The sequence below is a fragment of the Peptococcaceae bacterium 1198_IL3148 genome (assembly GCA_036763105.1).
GTDB lineage: Bacteria > Bacillota > Desulfotomaculia > Desulfotomaculales > Desulfohalotomaculaceae > JBAIYS01.
Genome location: JBAIYS010000017.1, coordinates 1 through 18,234 on the forward strand (window position 1 = coordinate 1; position 18,234 = coordinate 18,234).

The window sequence follows — 18,234 nt, forward strand, 5'->3', positions numbered from 1 at the left end:
TTGCCCCTTGAGATGCAAGTGGTGTTCCAATCCGGAGGGTCTGGAAAGGAAATATCAGGTGATGTTCAAAGAAGATTTGTGTGTTAACTGTGGCAACTGTATTCCTATTTGTCCCGCCCACATCCATTTTTTTCAGGATGAAGCTGGCAGGCGCCATAGGGTAAACAGAGACATTGACTGTATCGGATGTCGAAAGTGTGAAAGCGTTTGCCCCAAGCAGGCACTGTCGGTGGTGGGTTCAGAAAAAACCATTTCCCAAGTGATGGATATCATCCAGCAGGATATGCCTTTCTACATGAGCTCAGGCGGAGGCATTACGCTGGGGGGAGGGGAAGTGACAGCCCAGCCGGAATTTGCCACCAACCTGTTGACGGAATGTAAACGGCTGGGCATTCACACCGCCATTGAAACCTCAGGCTATGTAAAACAGGAAGCACTGTTGAGAATCGCTGAGTTTACCGATTTATTTCTGTTTGACATTAAGCACATTGATTCCGAGCGACATTATGAACTTACCGGGGTGCACAATGAACGTATTTTGGATAATCTAACGGAGCTGATCCGCCGGGGGTATAATGTCAAAGTGCGGATGCCTTTGATTCGAGGATTGAATGATAGTGAAGATGCCATTGGTAGAACTTTAGAATTTTTGCAGCCCTTTAAAATTTATAAGAACTTTCAGGGCATTGACTTGCTTCCCTATCACAAATTGGGCATCAACAAATACAAGCAATTGGACATGAAATATCCCATTGCCGAAGATTTAAGTTTTAAAGCAGAAGAGTTGGCTAAAATTGAAGAGTTTATCAAGGGTTATGACATCCAGGTGACAGTGATCAGACATTAAATGTATCTACCGGACGGAGGGGTTTTATGAGTGTAGCCGATGAGTTTGACAGAAAACGGATTATTCAGGAGTCGGTGCCTGGCAAGCAGGTTACTCTGGCACACATCATTGCTTCGCCGGTGCAAGAGATATATGAACGGTTGGGCATTGAAGAAAGAGGGGCCATTGGCATATCCACCCTCACCCCCTGTGAGACGGCAATTATTGCAGCGGATATTGCCACCAAGACATCCGGCGTAGAAATTGGTTTTCTTGATCGATTTACCGGTTCGCTGGTGATAGCCGGTGATGTGGCCAGTGTGGAAGAGGCTATGGTGGCCATTAATGACACGCTAGAAAAACTGTTGGGCTTCACGCCGGCCAAGATTACCCGCACATGAAGAAGCGAATTATGATTGTCGGACCAACTCAATGCGGCAAATCTACACTGGCCAAGGTTTTAAACGATGGCAAAGGCCCGTTAAAAAAGACCCAAGAGGTTATTTACGGCAAAAACACCATCGACACACCGGGTGCTTATATTGAAAACGCTTATGCCTATAAATATCTAATTGCAACGGCACAAACCGCATCCCATGTGTTGATGCTGGTTGATCAATGGCGAGTCGCTGAAGTATATCCACCGGGTTTTGCTAAATCCTTTACCTGTCCGGTCATTGGAGTGGTTACTAAGATTGATTTGGCGCCGCACAATGCTCATTTGACAAGACAGCAGTTAAAAAAGATAGGGATTTTAGAACCTTATTTTTGGATATCTTTAAAAGATAATACCGGCGTCAAAGCGTTAAAGGACTATTTAATTAGAAATTAAGAATCGGTTAAAAATCTAGATTCTTCATATATAAATGCATTCTTGATGCTTCAGCAATAAATTGACGTTCAGGAAGGTGGGGTGAGGTCATGAAATTCATCACCGAAATGGAATTGCGAGATCTATACAAAAGAGAACCCTTTACTTCTTATGTGCTGGAGCCAGATGCCAGGATTACACCGGGGGCCCGTCAATTTCTTATGGACAGACGAGTGACGTTGGTACAGGCCCCAATTGGTGATGGCCAAAAAACAAATACCAACCAAGCGCATCAAGTACAGGGGCAGAGAAACCACTGCACCCTGAGATTGCGCAGAACAATGGACCGCATTGAATCTTTATTTCTCCTAGTTGCTGCAGAAATTTTACGCGGAGGAGATGTTGTGTTGTCACAGCAAGTGATGGCACTGGGAAAGTGTTTCCGAAACGTGGGCCAAGCGGAGCGCAAACAGCATCCCCCAGAGGACATTGAGTTTTGGGGATGGTCTGAAGAGGAAATAAAAAGACGAACCCATCACCTGGAAGAGTACGATGATATTAACGAGTTTCACGTCGGCTTGAAAAATGGTAAAGAGATTACGCTACTTAATTATTTGCGCGCTTCCCTCCGTGAGGTGGAACCGGCCATTTTGGAAGTCTACTGGCAGGAGGAACAGCAAGCTTGTTCCCGGCAAGAATTGATTGATAAAGTCAATTTGATCATTAATATCCTCTGCATGATGATGTGGAAGTGTCTAGGGGGGCAAAAGTAACATGGCAAATTCAGCATTTCAATACTGCGATCAACTTATTTGTAATTTTGAAAAAGTAATTAAAAAACCAATATTGAATAAATCCTCCGTTTATTACACCGGTGTTGACCTGGGAACAGCCTATGTTGTGCTGGCGGTGTTGGATGAGAATTATCAACCTGTTGCCGGAGCCTACCGTTTTGCCAATGTGGTCAAAGATGGCATGGTGGTGGACTATATCGGTGCCATGCGCATTGTGAAGGAGTTAAAACAAGAGCTGGAAGAGAAACTTGGTACCGAGCTGATTTACGCTGCGGCGGCCCTTCCGCCAGGCACCTTTACCCTGGACTCCGGTGCCATTAGACATGTGGTTGAAGGGGCAGGTTTTGAAATTACCAACCTGTTGGATGAGCCCACAGCGGCCAATGCCGCTCTGAAGATAAAGGACGGTGCCATTGTGGATATTGGTGGCGGCACCACTGGGATTGCTATCATTAAAGACGGCAAAGTGGTTTATGTAGCCGACGAACCCACCGGTGGCACTCACTTTTCGCTGGTTGTTTCCGGTGCCTATAAAATGAGTTTTGAAGATGCCGATCGATATAAGCGAGACTCCAAAAACCACAGGGAATTGATGCCGGTGTTGCGACCGGTGATTGAAAAGGTTTCATCCATTATCAGTCGTCACATCAGTGAACACCAAGTAAAAGAAATCTATCTGGTGGGTGGCACCTGTTGCTTACAAGGGATTGAAGAAATCATCGCTAAACAAACTAAACTACCCACATTAAAGCCACAGAATCCGATGTTTGTAACGCCTTTGGGTATTGCCCTTAACTGTACCCAACAAATCCTTTAGGTAGGGGTGAAATTGCACATGGACTATAGGATTATCAAGTCCCCCGCCAAGGGGGCATTGGACATGCTCTTTCGCCGCAAGGGATCTGCCTCTACCATCGCCATCGAGAATTATGATGCCGTCGGTTTAGTTCAGGGGCGGCTAATTGACATGGTTTTTGCTGCTGACATTGCAGAAAAGGCGGCTGGGGTGGTGGTGGAAGATATTAAAGGCCATTGCCCGCAAAATCTGATTATGATCGCCATCTTTGGAGATACCGCATCGGTGGAAGCGGCTATAAATGAAATAAAAAGTAAGATGAAAGCAGCAGAAAAGGGTGAGACCTGATGATAGCAGCCAAGGTAATTGATAATATCTGGTCAACAAGAAAAGCCGATTCTCTCAGGGGACTGAAATTTATGTTGGTGGAAGTTCTCGGCGGTATTGATGCCGGCCGGCTGATAATAGCTGCCGACACCATTGGTGCTGGCATTGGCGAACGGGTGCTGGTCTGTACTGGCAGCTCCGCTCGCAAAATGCTCGATCGGGACGATACACCCATTGATGCCGTTATTGTGGGAATCATTGACGAAGACTGCGTGTTTTAACAAATCTGGGGGTGAAACAATTTGGATCTGCAGAGCATAATCAAAGATGCAGGGATTATTGGAGCTGGGGGAGCTGGCTTCCCAACTCACGCCAAATTAACTTCTAAAGCCGAGTATATATTGCTTAACGGAGCGGAATGTGAACCGCTTTTAAGGGTGGACCAGCAATTGATGGAGCTGTACCCTGATGAAATCATTAGGGGGTTGGAAGCTGCCGGAAGGTATATTGAAGCCCGCCAGGCCATCATTGGCATTAAGGGCAAACATAAAGAAGTCATCGCCATCATGCGTGAAAGAATTGCCGCTTTGGGGTTGGCAAATTACATGGAAGTGAAGGAATTGCCAGATGTCTACCCCGTTGGTGATGAACAGGTTTTGGTTTATCAACTGACTAACAGAATTGTTCCGGAAGCATCCATTCCCCTAAAGGTGGGCTGTGTGGTTATCAATTCAGAAACGGCCTTAAATATCGCCAACGCGCTGGCAGGAAATCCCGTTACAGAGACCTACATCACCGTTGCCGGGGATGTTCCTCAGCCGGTGACAGTGAAAGTACCTGTGGGCACACCCATCCGGGATGTGATTAAACAGTGCGGGTTGGAAAATGTGGATGATTATGCGGTGATAGACGGTGGACCGATGATGGGTCCGGTAATGAACAGTGTGGATGGGTATGTCACTAAAAAGAGCAAAGGGTATGTGGTGCTCAAAAAAGACCATTTTCTCATTGGTAAAAAATCTGTCAGTTTTGACCAAGCAAGGATAATTGGCAGAAGCGCCTGTGAACAATGTCGGATGTGTACCGATATATGTCCCCGCTATCTGTTGGGGCACAATATTCAACCACACAAAGTGATGCGGGCTTTGCGCTACAATCTTGAGGACGTAAAGGAGTTACAAATTGCGCAACTGTGTTGCGAATGTAACGTTTGCGAATTGTTCTCCTGTCCGGCCGGTCTGCCGCCGCGAACGGTCAATAAACTTTATAAGCAAAGGTTGGCAGAACAGGGGGTTAGATATCAGCCCACAGAGACCGAATTCCAACCACGTTCGGCCAGAGAATATCGCCTGCTGCCTAGCAAACGTTTAATTGCCAAAATTGGTTTAACGGCTTTTGAAAAACCGGCACCCATGACCCAGGTGGAATTTAAACCCGAATACATTAGTATTTCGCTGCGGCAGCACATTGGTGCGCCGGCGATACCGGTTGTGGCGGTAGGTGAGCAGGTTAGAGCTGGGCAACTGATTGGAAAAATTCCAGACAATAGTCTCGGCGCTGCCGTTCACGCCAGCCTCGACGGTACTGTTGTAGAGAAAACGGATAATTCTATTGTGATAAAGGTGGGTTAGTATGTATAACGCGATAGGTATGATTGAGCTTACAAGTATTGCCAGAGGAATTTTTGCGGCAGACCTGATGCTTAAAACCGCTGCCGTTGAGGTTGTCACTGCATCTTCTGTCTGTCCGGGAAAATATATCGCCATTGTTTCAGGGGATGTTGCTGCGGTGGAAAGCTCCATTGGCGTAGGCGAGGAAACAGCAGGAGAGTATCTGGTGGATAGCTTTATCCTGCCCAATGTCCATCCGGGTGTTTTCCCGGCCATTACCTCCACCACCATGCCGGATGAAACCGGAGCGCTGGGAATTATGGAATCATTCTCGCTGGCATCAATGATTATTGCAGCCGATGCAGCACTGAAAGCTGCGGACATACAGGCTCTGGAGTTGCGTTTAGGTAGTGGCCTGGGGGGCAAAGCATATTTCACCTTTACCGGAGATGTGGCCGCGGTGCAAGCAGGTATCGATGCCGGAAAAGCCATTGCTCTGGAAAAAGGTTTGTTAGTAGATGTCGAGGTAATTGCTTCTCCGTCGGACAGACTGTGGACATCACTATTCTAACACTACAATTACAGACAACACTTTACCAAGGGAGGTGCTATTTTGAAAAAACTTGTTTGTGCAAATGAGGTCAAAGCAGCAGCAGATAGGGGACAAAACATAATTTGCGTAGACACCAATACCATTGTCACACCGTCGGCCAAGGATCTGGCCAGAGAGCTGGGGGTCGACTTTACAACAGATGCATCTGTTGCGGCAAATCACACTTGCAAAGACGCTGGTCTGCAACAGAAAGATTGCCGGATAAATGGGATTGATCCTGACGTGATCTATCAAGTTGTAAAGGCAGTATTGTCCAGCAGACTGCTGGCAAGCGCTTCCGGGCCATCTCCCGAACCGCCCTTTGTTACAGACTTTGATCCCAAAAGTGGATTTAAAATTGTGCGCGGCAGGTCAGTGAAATACCAGGCCTTTGATACAGGGAATCCCAGTACCAACGTAGCCTATCGTGAAGTGGTTAGTCAAAATGATTCCCAAATGAGCGCTGGCTTTTTAACCATTGAGAAATCCAGCTTTGAGTGGGAAATGTGCCATGGGGAGATTGATATTATTCTCGAAGGCAGCTTGTCCATCACCATTAATGGTCAGACTTATCACGCCTGCCAAGGGGATGTACTATTGGTACCCAAAGGTTCCAAGGTAACCTGGAGTGCTGACGGGTATGCTAGACTTTTCTACGCAACCCACCCAACGAATTGATAGGAGGGTAAGCGATGCAGGCTCTTGGTCTAATTGAGACACGGGGGCTCCTCCCTGCTATTGAATGTGCAGACGTCATGCTCAAAGCGGCCCAAGTGGAACTTGTGGAAAGAACCTTTGTTGGTGGTGGCCTGGTAACAATTATGGTAACTGGTGATGTGGCTGCTGTGAAAGCTGCCGTGGAAGCAGGCGTAGCAGCAGTGGAAAAAATTAATCGCTGGTCATTGATTTCTCAGCATGTAATTGCTAGGCCGCATTATGAGATGGAAAACATTGTAGCGGCCCGGGCAAATACCGTTGAGGAAAAAGCCAACATAAATGAACCATTGGCAAACCAAGGGGTTACAGATGCTACAGAAGTGACAGAACCGGCCAAGATCGTGGAGGAGAGCACTAAGCCAGCGCCAACAACGCTGGTGAGCGTCCACAAACCAGAGTTAGATGCTTTGGTACAGCAATTCGGCCTTGAAAAAGCGGTGGCAATGCTGAAATCGCTTTCGGTGGCAAAACTTCGGAAGCTGGCAAGAGAATATAAAGATCTTGGCATAGCAGGAAGAGCCATATCCAAAGCAAACAAAGAATTACTGATCCAGAAACTAAAGGGGTATTACAAACATTGGCAGCAAAAGTAATTATCCCTGCCCAAATAACCAATGACAGTGTAGGGAGGAATAGTAAGTGGAAACCTTTGAAACCTATGATTATGATTTACAAACGGTGCAAGCGGCCAGAAATCTTGCCCGCCAGGCTAAAGTTGCCCAAGCTCAACTGGCAAAATTTAATGCCGAACAGATTGATAAAATCATTTGCAACATGGTGAAGGCAGCGGAGGAAAATGCTGTTTCACTGGCAAAATTGGCGGTGGAAGAAACTGGATTTGGTAAAGTAGAAGATAAAACCTTTAAAAATCAGTTTGCGTCCACAGAACTATATAAATTTATTAAACCAATGCAAACCATTGGCGTGATCAAAGATGATCAAGTTAACAAAGTGGTGGAAATTGCCGAACCGGTGGGAGTTTTGATGGGAATTATTCCCTCAACCAACCCCACATCTACCGTAATATACAAATCCATTATCGCCATTAAATCTCGCAACGGCATTGTATTTTCACCACACCCTTCAGCGCTGAAATGTACGCTGGCAGCAGCCAGACTGATGAATGATGCGGCAGTGGCTGCCGGAGCCCCGGCCAATATCATTGGCTGCATTTCAAAAGTTTCGATGAAGGCCACCAATGAACTGATGCATTGTGATGATGTGGACATGATTATCGCCACCGGCGGTACCGCCATGGTAAAGGCAGCGTACAGCGCAGGAAAACCAGCTTTGGGCGTGGGTCCCGGCAACGTACCTTGCTTTATAGAGAGAACTGCCGATATTTCAAAGGCCGTCAAAAACATTATCACCAGTAAAACCTTTGACAATGGCACCATCTGTGCATCGGAACAATCAGTTATTGTTGAAGAATGCATGCGGGATCAGGTTATGGAAGAGTTCAGACGCCAAGGTGGCTACTTTATGACACCAGCAGAAACAGAGCAAGTGGCTAAAAACCTGTTTGTGCGTGGCTATGCCATGAATGCAAAAATGGTTGGGCGTTCTGCGGAATATATTGCCAGCGCTGCCGGCATCTCTATTCCCGCTGGCACAAAAGTATTGTTGGGTGAACAACAGGGTGTTGGTGAAGGGTATCCGCTGTCCTATGAAAAGCTCACCACCGTGCTGGCTTTTTACACAGTAAAGGATTGGCAGGAAGCCTGTGAGCTGTCCATTAAATTATTGAATAATGGCGGGGTTGGCCACAGCCTTTCCATTCATACCCAAAACCATGAAATGGCCATGAAATTTGCTGAAAAACCAGTGTTTAGAATTTTGGTTAACACACCATCCACCCAAGGTGGTGTTGGGGTTAGCACCGGACTGGCACCGGCCTTTACACTGGGTTGCGGCACCTGGGGTGGCAGTGCAACATCCGATAACGTAACGCCGCTGCACTTGATTAATAAAAAGCGTGTGGCCTATGGAATCAAAGACTGCACTGAAAATACAGCTCCCTCTTATTCAGCCTGTGGGGCACAAAGCGGTAGTAACAATGCCATCAGTGATGATGAAATTATGAATGTTGTCAATGAAGTCATTGCGCTACTGAAACAAAGAGGTGAAAACTAAAGTGGGAAAATACGACGCTTTAGCAGCACTTCTGCTGGAAGCACTCCAAGAAGGGGGGAATTTAAAAAAGGACGACAATTCCATACCCGTGGGCATATCTAACCGTCATATTCATCTTTCCCAAACAGATTTGGACACGCTGTTTGGCCCGGGATACCAACTAACAAAAATTAAAGATCTGTCTCAACCGATGCAATATGCCTGTAAAGAAACGCTGACCATATGCGGCCCTAAAGGTGCCATTGAAAAAGTTCGCATCCTAGGACCGGTGAGAAGCGAAACTCAAGTAGAAATACTTAAGGCAGATTGTTTCAAACTTGGTATCATCGCGCCGGTGAAAATGTCCGGGGATCTGCAAGGAACTCCAGGAATCACCATCATTGGCCCCAAAGGAAGCATCTTGCTATCCAAAGGCGTTATTATTGCGCAACGGCACATCCACATGACACTGGAAGATGCCAAACGCTTAGGTGTAACCGATGGAGAACTGGTAAATATCCAAATAGACGGACTTCGGGGAGGAACTTACTCGAATGTCGTCATCAGAGCCAACAACACTTCGGCTCTGGAATGTCATATCGATACAGAAGAAGCAAATGCTTTTAATATCTCAGCAAATTCAAAAATAAAGATAGTAAAATAAAACACTAGGAGGAAACAAAAATGAGTAAATCAGAAGCTTTAGGATTAATTGAAACCAAAGGTTTAGTAGGAGCAATTGAAGCAGCAGATGCTATGGTTAAAGCTGCTAACGTTTCACTTATCGGTAAAGAACATGTTGGTGGTGGTTTAGTAACTGTTATGGTAAGAGGCGATGTTGGTGCTGTTAAGGCGGCAACTGATGCAGGCGCTGCTGCTGCGCAGCGAGTTGGCGAACTGATCTCTGTTCATGTAATTCCACGTCCACACACCGACGTAGAATTGATCCTGCCTACAGTTAAAGAAGCGTAATAACTAATTAGACAAGCTATACCAAAAAGGGGCTACTCAATAATATTGAGTAGCCTCTTTTTTAATCTCTATTTTTGTGCAACCTTAAATGGTCATGTTATAATAGCAGTAATTTATGGAAATGAACTATTTTAAATACATAACGGAGGTTAAAATGGACAACAAAATTAGAGTGGGCATAGTGGGCTACGGTAACCTTGGTAAGGGAGTTAAATCAGCTATTAAACAGAACCCAGATATGGAATTGGTGGCCATTTTCACCAGAAGGCCGGTGACCGCCATTGAAATTGCGGAAAATGTTAAGGTAGTAAACACCGACACCGTTAAAGACTATATTAATGATATTGATGTGATGATCCTCTGTGGTGGTTCCGCCACCGACTTGCCCCAACAGGGTCCGTACTTTGCTAAAATGTTTAACACGGTGGATAGCTTTGATACCCATGCTAAAATCCCAGAATACTTTGACGCTGTACACCAAGCGGCCCAAGAAAGTGGTAAAACCAGTGCCATTTCCATTGGTTGGGATCCGGGATTGTTTTCAATGAACCGGCTGTTGGCCGGGGCAGTGATGCCAGCGGGCCAAGACTATACCTTCTGGGGGCCAGGGGTTAGCCAAGGTCATTCCGATGCCATTAGAAGAATACCGGGGGTTAAGGGTGCAGTACAGTACACCATTCCGGTGACCGAAGTTATAGAAGCAATTAGAAACGGCGACACCCCGCAATTAACTGCCCGGCAAAAACACATTCGGGATTGCTATGTGGTGGCCGAAGAGGGGGCCGATAAGGGGCAAATTGAGGAACAAATTAAAAACATGCCCAACTACTTTGCGGATTATGACACCAAGGTAACTTTTATCACCGAAGAAGAACTGCAGCAGCAACACTCTAAAATGCCCCACGGAGGTTTTGTGATCCGCAGTGGCCAGACCGGAGATAATGGAGAAAACCAACACATAATGGAATTCTCTTTAAAATTGGCCAGCAATCCTCAGTTTACAGGCAGTGTGCTGGTTGCTTTCGCCCGGGCGGTATATCGCCTTAATCGTGAAGGGCAAATTGGGGCCAAAACAGTATTTGATATTCCCTTGGGCTATTTATCAAGCAAAACGCCCCAAGACTTACGGCGTTACTTACTCTAGCACAAGGGGTATGGAGGTTATATATGTCAGTAGCTAATGTAATAGATTTTTTTAATCAGTAGCAAAGGCCAGTGGAGATATTAACCTTTGAAGATACTAGCACGGTGGCAAAAGCAGCAGCATCCTTGGGGGTGACCGAATGCGACGAAATGATGCGCAGGTTTCCACGCCTGCCCCGATAACATTCAAAGGTTATGGTGAACTCAGCGCTACTATATGTCGTTCGCTGCCTGCAGCCGGCGGATTTCTTCTGGGGTTAGCTCCCGATAAGCACCCAGGGCCAGTGTCTGGTCCAACACCAATGAACCCATGGATATGCGCTTTAAATATGTAACTTTTTTGTTCACCGATTGAAACATCCGCTTTACCTGATGAAATTTTCCTTCATATATAGTAAGCTCAATTTCTGATTTGGGCCCTGAGGAAATAATTTTTAACTCAGCGGGCAACGTGCGGTAACCATCGTCTAAAGTTACGCCCTGAGCAAAGGCTTTGACATCGGCAGCGGTAACTAAGCCATCTATCACCGCATAATAGGTTTTGGGCACCTGCTTTTTGGGTGATAGCAGTTGATGGGCCAGTTGGCCGTCGTTGGTTAATAGCAGCAGGCCTTCGGTATCTTTATCTAACCTGCCCACCGGGAAGGGACGAAAACAGTGGTATTCGGCAGGCAGCAGATCCACAACCACTTGGGCCAATTCATCTTCGGTGGCAGATAAAACCCCTTGGGGTTTGTTTAACATTATATAAATATATTGGCGGTAAATAATTTGCTTGCCATTTACCATCAACAAATCCTGATGGGGTAAAATGTGCATTCCGGGGTCGCTGGCAATTTTGCCATTGACGGTGACCTTCTTTTCCTTGATTAGCTTTTTAATCTCTTTGCGGGTGCCTAAACCCATATGGGCTAAAGTTTTATCTAACCGTTGTCCACTGTTATTAGACATTAATCTCAACCTTTCGTCACTTTCATCTACCACTTGTTGCATTATATAGCAACGGTAAATTATAGTCCAGCAATAGAGGTGCTGTATTTAGGTAAAGGTAACTGTATACAATAGGTAAAATATAATGACAGTTATATTACAGTTGTGGTATAATTATTAACATATTTAAATAATTGCTTACTGGCAAAGGGGCCGATACCGCGATTCTATGTACATAGTGTCGCGCTATTGGTCTTTTTATTTTCAGTGTGTTTATGGCACCGGATATTGTTTTGTTTACATTAAATGTTACGAAAATTTAATAAGATTTTTGCAGGAATTTTGAACACTTTTATAAAATATATATAAATTGTGTCAACATATCAACACCTTGTGTCTAACTGGTTAATTAGTAAAGCTTGAATAAAGAAAATATTAAAAAAAGGGAGGTTGTTGAAACACTTACTAATACAAAAATAACTTATAAATATTAATTAAGGGGGAAAAGTCATGTTTAGGTTTAAAAAGCGTGGAATGTTACTGCTGATGGCGGTGGCCATGTTGGCAGTGCTAATTACAGGTTGTGGATCTTCAGATTCAGAAAACGCAGCAGCGGACAAAAAGTTTATAAATATTGCCACTGGTGGTACCGCTGGTGTTTACTACCCATTGGGCGGAGCAATTGCTGGGGTTTTAAATGAAAACATTTCCGGTGTTAGCGCCACTGCCCAATCCACAGGCGCCTCTGTGGCTAACGTCAACATGTTAAATGACGGCAGTGTGCAAATGGCCTTTGTACAGAACGATATTGCTTACTACGCTGTTAACGGAACAGAAATGTTTGCAGACAATAAAGTGGCGGACCTACAGGCCATTGCCACCATCTATCCAGAAACTGTGCAAATTGTTACCCTTAAAAGTACCGGTATTAACAGTATTGAAGACTTAAAAGGTAAAAAGGTAGCTGTTGGTGCTGCCGGTAGTAGTGTGGTATCCAACTCAGAGCAAGTTTTAGGTGCCTATGGCATGAGCTTTGATGACATTGATGAGCAATTCTTATCATTCTCTGAGGCAGCAAATGGCTTAAAGGACGGTAATATTGATGCCGCTTTCCTATCCGCTGGTTTTCCAACATCAGCTATCCAAGACATTGCAGCCCAACACGATATTGTGATGCTATCACTGGATGAAGATAAGGTAGCAAAGTTACAAGAGAACTATTCTTACTATACACCAATGACCATTCCAGCCGGAACCTATCCCGGTCAAACTGAAGATGTGAATGCCGTAAGTATTATGGCAATGTTGGTGGTTAAGGCAGATATGGCTGAGCAAGATGCCTACGACATCACCAAGGCAATTTTCGACAACATCGATAAAGTGAAAGCAGCCCATAGCGTGGGTCAGTATATCTCTAAGGAATCAGCTAAAGAGGGCATCTCCATCCCAATGCATCCAGGGGCAGAAAAATACTTTAACGAATAGTTGTGATCAATATGCCAGCATTATACCGGCAACGGATTAAGTTAGGATTAGCAATAATAATGTTAGCAGCAATACTGGCTATGTTTTTGGTGCCAATTCCAACGCTGTTGGTAGGCGAACAAAATGAAGATGAACCTGTATTGGCAATCCCCATGGTGTGGGATAAGACATTTTACTTAGAATTTACCCATTCAGTATTAAAAACACCGGTGCAAGAATATTTTATTCTTGCGCCGGATAATACGTTATTACTGACCTCAACCACTTATAAGTCATTGGGCGTAGGCTTGCCCTTTTTGCCCGAAGAGGGTGAGCTGGAAAACAAAGATGGTTTATTTGTACTTAAAGGGTTAAATAGAAAGTTTAATACAATTAACCAAGCTTTCAATCCCATAACTAAACAGGCACTGGTTTACCGAGGAAAGCAGTATTATTACCAAGACTATTTTAAAACAGGTGCATTGGTAAGGGTGCAGATGACACAATATACTCCAGTAAAATTAATACGGCAAAATATATTGCAGTGAGGAGGTAAATGTTGACTAATCAAAACATTAAAAAAGACGACGAACTAAATATGCAAGAGTTTATGGCCAAGTATGACCGGGAATCTGATTATAGAAAATACACGGGCGGTTGGAAATTATTTGTGGCTTTAATAGCCATATCCTTTTCATTATTTCAGCTTTACACCGCCACCTTCGGTGTGCTGGATGCTCAACTGCAGCGTGCTGCCCACCTTTCCTTTGGTATGGCACTGGTATACCTGCTGTACCCAGCTAGAAAAAGTTGGTCCCGGGGCAAACTACATTGGCTGGATGGTATCTTAGCAATAGTAGCGACAGCCATGCCTCTTTATATTATTATTAACTACCAAGAACTGGTCATGAGGGCTGGAATGTTGACCAGCACAGACATGGTGGTGGGTGCTATTGGTATTTTACTGGTAATGGAAGCAGCTCGCCGCGTGGTGGGATGGCCCATTGTCATTGTGGCCAGTGCCTTTATAGCATATGCCTATGCCGGTCCTATGGTTCCGGGTTCTATGGCTCACCAAGGGGTTAACACTAAACAACTGGTGGGACACCTGTACTTTACCACAGAGGGTATTTTTGGTATTCCTCTGGGGGTTTCCTCCACCTTTATTTTCTTGTTTATTTTGTTTGGCGCCTACCTGGAAAAAACTGGCCTGGGAAAATTCTTTATTGATGTGGCTAACGCTGTGGCTGGTTGGGCCCGGGGTGGTCCCGCTAAGGTGGCAGTATTGTCCAGTGGTTGTATGGGTACAGTTTCTGGTAGTTCGGTGGGTAACGTTGCCGGCACCGGTAGCTTTACCATTCCCATGATGAAAAAACTGGGTTACAAGCCAGAGTTTGCTGGAGCGGTGGAGGCCACAGCATCCACCGGGGGTCAACTAATGCCACCAATTATGGGGGCGGCAGCCTTTTTAATGGCTGAATTTATCGGTACTCCTTATATAAATATTGTTAAAGCAGCAGCTATTCCAGCATTACTGTATTTTACTGGGGTCTGGATTGGTGTGCACTTGGAGGCCAAGAAAAATGGCTTAGAAGGCATGTCCCGGGATCAGTTGCCCAAAGTAGGTAAAATATTGGTTGAACGGGGACACTTGGCGATACCACTAGTAGCGATTATTTATTTATTGGTATCTGGCTTTACGCCAATGCGGGCGGCATTATGGGCCATTGGGCTTTCTATTGTGTGTGCTATGTTGCGTAAAGATACAAGAATGTCTTTAAAAGATGTGATTGAAGGTCTAGAGAATGGTGCTCGGTCCGCCTTGGGGGTTTTAGTGGCCTGTGCCACCGCCGGGATAATTATTGGTGTAGTTACAAAAACTGGTCTTGGCTTAACCCTTGGCACCACACTGATTAATTTGGCCCAAGGGCAATTATTGCCTACACTGTTCTTTACCATGTTAACATCGCTGGTTCTGGGTATGGGTGTGCCAACAACGGCTAACTATGTAATTACTTCGACCATTGCCGCACCTGCTATCGTTGAACTTGGCGTACCTGTTTTGGCAGCCCACATGTTTACCTTCTACTTTGGCATCATTGCTGACATTACCCCGCCGGTTTGTTTGGCAGCCTTTGCCGGTGCTGGTATTGCTAAGGCTGACCCGATGAAAACCGGTGTCAATGCATTTAAACTGGCCATAGCAGCCTTTTTGGTGCCGTATATCTTTGTTATGTCGCCGGCACTATTAATGATAGACACCACAATACCCCAGGTTCTATGGATTGTGACAACCTCTATCATTGGTATGATCGGAATTGCGGCAGCCGTATCCGGTTACCTTAACACCCATGCTGGTTGGCTAGAAAGAATTATGTTCTTTGTTGGTGGTTTACTCATGGTCCACCCCGAACTTAATACTGATATAATTGGTTTCGCACTGCTGATTGGAGCCTTCATTATTCAAGTAATCAAGGTTAAAAAGGAAAAGAATCAACCCACTATGGCAAGTTAATTTTAAAGCAGTAATTAGGGCGCAAATTGCGCCCTAATTTTATGCTAGCCAGTTCATTTGTTCTTTGCGGTGGGCTTGCTTTTCTTTAGTTCTTTCTAAGGTTTCTTTGTCCATATGGTCTGCGTTATTATCTAGGTAGTTTTGGGTGTACTGATAATTTTGTTGTAGGTTTTGCAAGTCGTCAGTGCTGTTATGCTCTCCGTAGGCAATAACATTTTTTAAATGCTCTATTTGCTGTTCACGCTCTTTTTGAATTTTGTTGGCATGGGCAATGTTTTTATCATTTGAGAATTCAGCATCGGAGTACTGCTCTAAATGCCGTTCTGTTCTGGTGTGGTTGTCAACCAGGTTAATTAGGTTTTCAATTCTGCGGGCGTTTTCCCTTTGGGCACCTTTGTCGGTTTGCATATTTTAAACCCTCCTTTTTAGGTAGTACACAATTATTTTTCTTATTTAAATCGGTAATCATACTATAGAAACGGTGGCAAAATACTCCTATTGACATGGCTAATAAAAGTTGTGTTCTAAATAAAAAAATGCTATACTTACATCGAGTATTAAAAAGTTGAATGACCGGTAAATCTATTGGTCCTTCTAAACTAGGGCTAAAGATTAGGGTAATACTTCAGCTTTTTGGTAAATTTATTTTATGTTTAGGAGGACCTAGTAAGATGTTAGGAAAAGTAAAATGGTTTAGTGCTGAAAAAGGTTATGGATTTATTGAGAGCGATGAGGGTGGCGACGTTTTTGTTCACTTCTCTGCCATTCAAACAGAAGGCTTCAAAACATTAGAGGAAGGACAAAGGGTAGAATTTGAGGTTGTGGAAGGTAACCGTGGACCTCAAGCTTCTAACGTTATTCCTCTGTAATATATAACCGACGTAAGCATACCAAAGGGTATTTTCTTATTGAGAGAATACCCTTTTTAGTTTGCCAAAAATATTAAAGGGAATAGACCTTTTGCAAAGGGTGTGATATATTAGGTGTATAATTGATTGAATTATGATATTTTTCTGAATACATTGGGGTGAATATTTATAATGAAATATTCCCAAAACCTATCTAAAGCGATAGCCAAAAGATTACCATTATATCGCCAAGGGCTGGCACGATTAAAGGAGCAGGGTAAAACTACCGTTTCTTCAAAGGAACTGAGCAATGAAGTTGGTATAGAAGCGGCAATGATCAGAAAGGACTTAGCTAATTTTGGCGAACTGGGCAAACGTGGCGTTGGTTACAACGTGGACTTACTATACCGTGCCATTGGTAGAATATTAAATATCGATCAGCATTGGGAATTTATTCTGGTGGGCTCTGGTAAAATGGCCAGCGCCCTGGTGGAATATAACAGTCTGTACGGTAGAAATTTTCGCATAGTGGCAGTTTTCTCCCCAGAGCCAGTGGCCAAGGGCACCATGGTGGAGCAGTTAATGGTACAACCAATTACCGCCCTGGGTAAGTTTATTAAAGACCGCGAAATAAAGCTGGCCGTGCTTACAGGCCCCATAGCCAAGGCCCAGATGAGCGCAGACGTCATGGTACAAAATGGTGTTCAAGCGATATTAAACTTCACACCGCTGAAAATAGAGGTGCCAGAAAATGTGCACGTGGTTAATGATATTTTAACCATGGAAATGCAGATGCTGGCTTGTTTACTGGATGGTGCTAAACAATAAAGGGGCGGTGGCAAAGTTTTGCCACCGCCCCTTTATTATTCTGTTATTCCTGCTTGCATTTTTTTATTAACGGCTATCACCAAGTCATAAAATTGTTGACTGCGGTCAAACCAGTTTTTAACAATGGGGTTGGCCATTGCTTTATCTTCCACTTCTTTTAACTGTACTTTGTTTTTCTCCGTTAACATGTGGCCCAGTTTTTCCATCCGCTCAAAAGAATTTTTAAGGGTTTGAAAATCCTTAACCAACTTGCGGGCTTCCCGGTTGCTTCTTAGCTGCTGTTCAGCCTCTTGCTTTTGCAAAAATTCCTTAGTTTCGGCCAAGGCTTGTCCTATTTTCTCAGCCAACGCCAGCATATCTTTATTTTTATCATCAGACAAAATGGACACCTCCTAATATAATTTCCTACTTTATTATAATATCCCACAAAAAAATGGCAAGCGATCTGTTTTAATATGCAAATTGTAAAATACTCCCCCTTTACTAAGGGCGAAAGTTAGTGTTATTATTTGTAGGTAAAGGGTAATAGCATCTATTTTCTGAAAAAAGTAATTGGTAGGGAAGGAATAATTTAATATATCACGAATAAAAGTTATTAGGAATTTTGTGATATAATAGACTAGCTAACTAATTGATTAAAATGGAGACTACTCCCTTGAGAGAAGGGTAGTTTTCAATAAAGAAAAAGTTAAAGGAGGTCATGGGGAATGTACATGGTATCTATCGATGCTGACAAGTGCGAAGGTTGTGGTGAATGCGTAGATGCATGCCCAGCAGCTATTTTGGAGATGGTTGACGGCAAAGCAGTGGTAACCGGTAGCGAAACCGACTGCATGGGCTGTGAAACCTGTGTTGTAACCTGTCCGAATGCTGCCCCAACCGTTTCAGAACTGTAATTTTAATTTACTAACATTACCTTGCAGGTGATGTTATTACCACATAGCACCAC

24 protein-coding genes are annotated in these 18,234 nt (G+C 44.3%); 21 read left to right on the forward strand and 3 right to left on the reverse strand.

Translation table 11 applies throughout. The annotated features are described in order from the left end of the window. From cutD to V6C27_13420, 15 genes are all read left to right on the forward strand, one after another. Positions 1–847: choline TMA-lyase-activating enzyme (gene cutD, locus V6C27_13350; GenBank protein MEG6617392.1), on the forward strand; the 847-nt coding region annotated here is incomplete at its 5' end. A 26-nt stretch (positions 848–873) separates the two neighbouring features. Continuing rightward, positions 874–1,227 (forward strand): BMC domain-containing protein, encoded by a 354-nt coding sequence (locus V6C27_13355; protein MEG6617393.1) that lies wholly within the window; start codon positions 874–876, stop codon positions 1,225–1,227. Beyond that, the gene (locus tag V6C27_13360) at positions 1,224–1,658 is read left to right on the forward strand and encodes a EutP/PduV family microcompartment system protein (GenBank protein ID MEG6617394.1); all 435 of its coding nucleotides are present in this window, start codon (positions 1,224–1,226) and stop codon (positions 1,656–1,658) included. The genes V6C27_13355 and V6C27_13360 overlap by 4 nt, the downstream gene beginning before the upstream one ends. An 89-nt stretch (positions 1,659–1,747) precedes the next feature. Next, on the forward strand, positions 1,748–2,410 hold the full coding sequence (locus V6C27_13365; GenBank protein MEG6617395.1) for a cobalamin adenosyltransferase: 663 nt from the start codon (positions 1,748–1,750) through the stop codon (positions 2,408–2,410). Between the two features lies 1 nt (position 2,411). Next, positions 2,412–3,248, forward strand: coding sequence for an ethanolamine utilization protein EutJ (gene eutJ, locus V6C27_13370; GenBank protein MEG6617396.1), 837 nt, complete (start codon positions 2,412–2,414; stop codon positions 3,246–3,248). 18 nt (positions 3,249–3,266) lie between these two features. Beyond that, positions 3,267–3,575 carry a BMC domain-containing protein gene (locus V6C27_13375; protein ID MEG6617397.1) on the forward strand — a complete coding sequence of 103 codons (309 nt, stop codon included), beginning with the start codon at positions 3,267–3,269 and terminating at the stop codon, positions 3,573–3,575. Then, complete coding sequence (locus V6C27_13380) at positions 3,575–3,835, forward strand: EutN/CcmL family microcompartment protein (protein MEG6617398.1); 261 nt, start codon at positions 3,575–3,577, stop codon at positions 3,833–3,835. Before V6C27_13375 ends, V6C27_13380 begins: the two co-directional genes overlap by 1 nt. 21 nt (positions 3,836–3,856) lie before the next feature. Next, on the forward strand, positions 3,857–5,185 hold the full coding sequence (locus V6C27_13385; protein ID MEG6617399.1) for a 4Fe-4S dicluster domain-containing protein: 1,329 nt from the start codon (positions 3,857–3,859) through the stop codon (positions 5,183–5,185). Between the two features lies 1 nt (position 5,186). After that, positions 5,187–5,735 carry a BMC domain-containing protein gene (locus tag V6C27_13390; GenBank protein MEG6617400.1) on the forward strand — a complete coding sequence of 183 codons (549 nt, stop codon included), beginning with the start codon at positions 5,187–5,189 and terminating at the stop codon, positions 5,733–5,735. A gap of 42 nt (positions 5,736–5,777) precedes the next feature. After that, the gene (locus V6C27_13395; GenBank protein ID MEG6617401.1) at positions 5,778–6,434 is read left to right on the forward strand and encodes a cupin domain-containing protein; all 657 of its coding nucleotides are present in this window, start codon (positions 5,778–5,780) and stop codon (positions 6,432–6,434) included. A 14-nt stretch (positions 6,435–6,448) separates the two neighbouring features. Continuing rightward, positions 6,449–7,066: a BMC domain-containing protein gene (locus tag V6C27_13400; protein MEG6617402.1), complete on the forward strand. Its 618-nt coding sequence runs from the start codon at positions 6,449–6,451 to the stop codon at positions 7,064–7,066. Positions 7,067–7,112: 46 nt separating this feature from the next. Beyond that, complete coding sequence (locus tag V6C27_13405) at positions 7,113–8,606, forward strand: acetaldehyde dehydrogenase (acetylating) (protein MEG6617403.1); 1,494 nt, start codon at positions 7,113–7,115, stop codon at positions 8,604–8,606. Position 8,607: 1 nt separating this feature from the next. Then, positions 8,608–9,249: a phosphate propanoyltransferase gene (locus tag V6C27_13410; protein MEG6617404.1), complete on the forward strand. Its 642-nt coding sequence runs from the start codon at positions 8,608–8,610 to the stop codon at positions 9,247–9,249. Between the two features lie 20 nt (positions 9,250–9,269). Beyond that, entirely contained in the window at positions 9,270–9,557 is a 288-nt protein-coding gene (eutM, locus tag V6C27_13415; protein ID MEG6617405.1) for an ethanolamine utilization microcompartment protein EutM, read from the forward strand. Positions 9,558–9,711: 154 nt separating this feature from the next. After that, the gene (locus V6C27_13420) at positions 9,712–10,701 is read left to right on the forward strand and encodes a diaminopimelate dehydrogenase (GenBank protein MEG6617406.1); all 990 of its coding nucleotides are present in this window, start codon (positions 9,712–9,714) and stop codon (positions 10,699–10,701) included. Between the two features lie 212 nt (positions 10,702–10,913). On the opposite strand, the gene V6C27_13425 is transcribed toward V6C27_13420, so the two are convergent. Next, positions 10,914–11,693 (reverse strand): pseudouridine synthase, encoded by a 780-nt coding sequence (locus V6C27_13425; GenBank protein ID MEG6617407.1) that lies wholly within the window; start codon positions 11,691–11,693, stop codon positions 10,914–10,916. Between the two features lie 447 nt (positions 11,694–12,140). On the opposite strand from V6C27_13425, the gene V6C27_13430 reads away from it, so the two are divergent. The 3 genes from V6C27_13430 to V6C27_13440 are packed head-to-tail and all read left to right on the forward strand — an operon-like array spanning position 12,141 to position 15,609. Then, positions 12,141–13,115 carry a TAXI family TRAP transporter solute-binding subunit gene (locus V6C27_13430; GenBank protein ID MEG6617408.1) on the forward strand — a complete coding sequence of 325 codons (975 nt, stop codon included), beginning with the start codon at positions 12,141–12,143 and terminating at the stop codon, positions 13,113–13,115. An 11-nt stretch (positions 13,116–13,126) separates the two neighbouring features. Continuing rightward, positions 13,127–13,642, forward strand: coding sequence for a DUF1850 domain-containing protein (locus V6C27_13435; protein MEG6617409.1), 516 nt, complete (start codon positions 13,127–13,129; stop codon positions 13,640–13,642). A gap of 50 nt (positions 13,643–13,692) precedes the next feature. After that, entirely contained in the window at positions 13,693–15,609 is a 1,917-nt protein-coding gene (locus V6C27_13440; protein MEG6617410.1) for a TRAP transporter permease, read from the forward strand. A gap of 39 nt (positions 15,610–15,648) precedes the next feature. On the opposite strand, the gene V6C27_13445 is transcribed toward V6C27_13440, so the two are convergent. Next, positions 15,649–16,017 carry a hypothetical protein gene (locus V6C27_13445; protein MEG6617411.1) on the reverse strand — a complete coding sequence of 123 codons (369 nt, stop codon included), beginning with the start codon at positions 16,015–16,017 and terminating at the stop codon, positions 15,649–15,651. A gap of 263 nt (positions 16,018–16,280) precedes the next feature. Here V6C27_13445 and V6C27_13450 point away from each other — a divergent pair, with 263 nt between their 5' ends. Further along, complete coding sequence (locus V6C27_13450) at positions 16,281–16,478, forward strand: cold-shock protein (protein ID MEG6617412.1); 198 nt, start codon at positions 16,281–16,283, stop codon at positions 16,476–16,478. A gap of 171 nt (positions 16,479–16,649) precedes the next feature. Next, entirely contained in the window at positions 16,650–17,285 is a 636-nt protein-coding gene (locus V6C27_13455; GenBank protein ID MEG6617413.1) for a redox-sensing transcriptional repressor Rex, read from the forward strand. A gap of 35 nt (positions 17,286–17,320) precedes the next feature. On the opposite strand, the gene V6C27_13460 is transcribed toward V6C27_13455, so the two are convergent. Continuing rightward, positions 17,321–17,665 (reverse strand): YlbF family regulator, encoded by a 345-nt coding sequence (locus V6C27_13460; protein MEG6617414.1) that lies wholly within the window; start codon positions 17,663–17,665, stop codon positions 17,321–17,323. A 327-nt stretch (positions 17,666–17,992) separates the two neighbouring features. Here V6C27_13460 and V6C27_13465 point away from each other — a divergent pair, with 327 nt between their 5' ends. Then, positions 17,993–18,181, forward strand: coding sequence for a 4Fe-4S binding protein (locus V6C27_13465; protein MEG6617415.1), 189 nt, complete (start codon positions 17,993–17,995; stop codon positions 18,179–18,181). Positions 18,182–18,234 lie beyond the last annotated feature (53 nt).

Excerpts from the sequence above, each read along its gene's own strand:
- V6C27_13375 (MEG6617397.1), top strand. The coding sequence starts at position 3,267 with ATGGACTATAGGATTATCAAGTCCCCCGCCAAGGGGGCATTGGACATG.
- V6C27_13365 (MEG6617395.1), top strand. The coding sequence starts at position 1,748 with ATGAAATTCATCACCGAAATGGAATTGCGAGATCTATACAAAAGAGAA.
- V6C27_13445 (MEG6617411.1), bottom strand. The coding sequence starts at position 16,017 with ATGCAAACCGACAAAGGTGCCCAAAGGGAAAACGCCCGCAGAATTGAA.
- eutJ (MEG6617396.1), top strand. The coding sequence starts at position 2,412 with ATGGCAAATTCAGCATTTCAATACTGCGATCAACTTATTTGTAATTTT.
- V6C27_13400 (MEG6617402.1), top strand. The coding sequence starts at position 6,449 with ATGCAGGCTCTTGGTCTAATTGAGACACGGGGGCTCCTCCCTGCTATT.
- V6C27_13380 (MEG6617398.1), top strand. The coding sequence starts at position 3,575 with ATGATAGCAGCCAAGGTAATTGATAATATCTGGTCAACAAGAAAAGCC.
- V6C27_13425 (MEG6617407.1), bottom strand. The coding sequence starts at position 11,693 with ATGCAACAAGTGGTAGATGAAAGTGACGAAAGGTTGAGATTAATGTCT.
- V6C27_13390 (MEG6617400.1), top strand. The coding sequence starts at position 5,187 with ATGTATAACGCGATAGGTATGATTGAGCTTACAAGTATTGCCAGAGGA.
- V6C27_13465 (MEG6617415.1), top strand. The coding sequence starts at position 17,993 with ATGTACATGGTATCTATCGATGCTGACAAGTGCGAAGGTTGTGGTGAA.
- V6C27_13435 (MEG6617409.1), top strand. The coding sequence starts at position 13,127 with ATGCCAGCATTATACCGGCAACGGATTAAGTTAGGATTAGCAATAATA.
- eutM (MEG6617405.1), top strand. The coding sequence starts at position 9,270 with ATGAGTAAATCAGAAGCTTTAGGATTAATTGAAACCAAAGGTTTAGTA.
- V6C27_13450 (MEG6617412.1), top strand. The coding sequence starts at position 16,281 with ATGTTAGGAAAAGTAAAATGGTTTAGTGCTGAAAAAGGTTATGGATTT.
- V6C27_13355 (MEG6617393.1), top strand. The coding sequence starts at position 874 with ATGAGTGTAGCCGATGAGTTTGACAGAAAACGGATTATTCAGGAGTCG.
- V6C27_13455 (MEG6617413.1), top strand. The coding sequence starts at position 16,650 with ATGAAATATTCCCAAAACCTATCTAAAGCGATAGCCAAAAGATTACCA.
- V6C27_13440 (MEG6617410.1), top strand. The coding sequence starts at position 13,693 with ATGCAAGAGTTTATGGCCAAGTATGACCGGGAATCTGATTATAGAAAA.
- V6C27_13420 (MEG6617406.1), top strand. The coding sequence starts at position 9,712 with ATGGACAACAAAATTAGAGTGGGCATAGTGGGCTACGGTAACCTTGGT.
- V6C27_13430 (MEG6617408.1), top strand. The coding sequence starts at position 12,141 with ATGTTTAGGTTTAAAAAGCGTGGAATGTTACTGCTGATGGCGGTGGCC.
- V6C27_13360 (MEG6617394.1), top strand. The coding sequence starts at position 1,224 with ATGAAGAAGCGAATTATGATTGTCGGACCAACTCAATGCGGCAAATCT.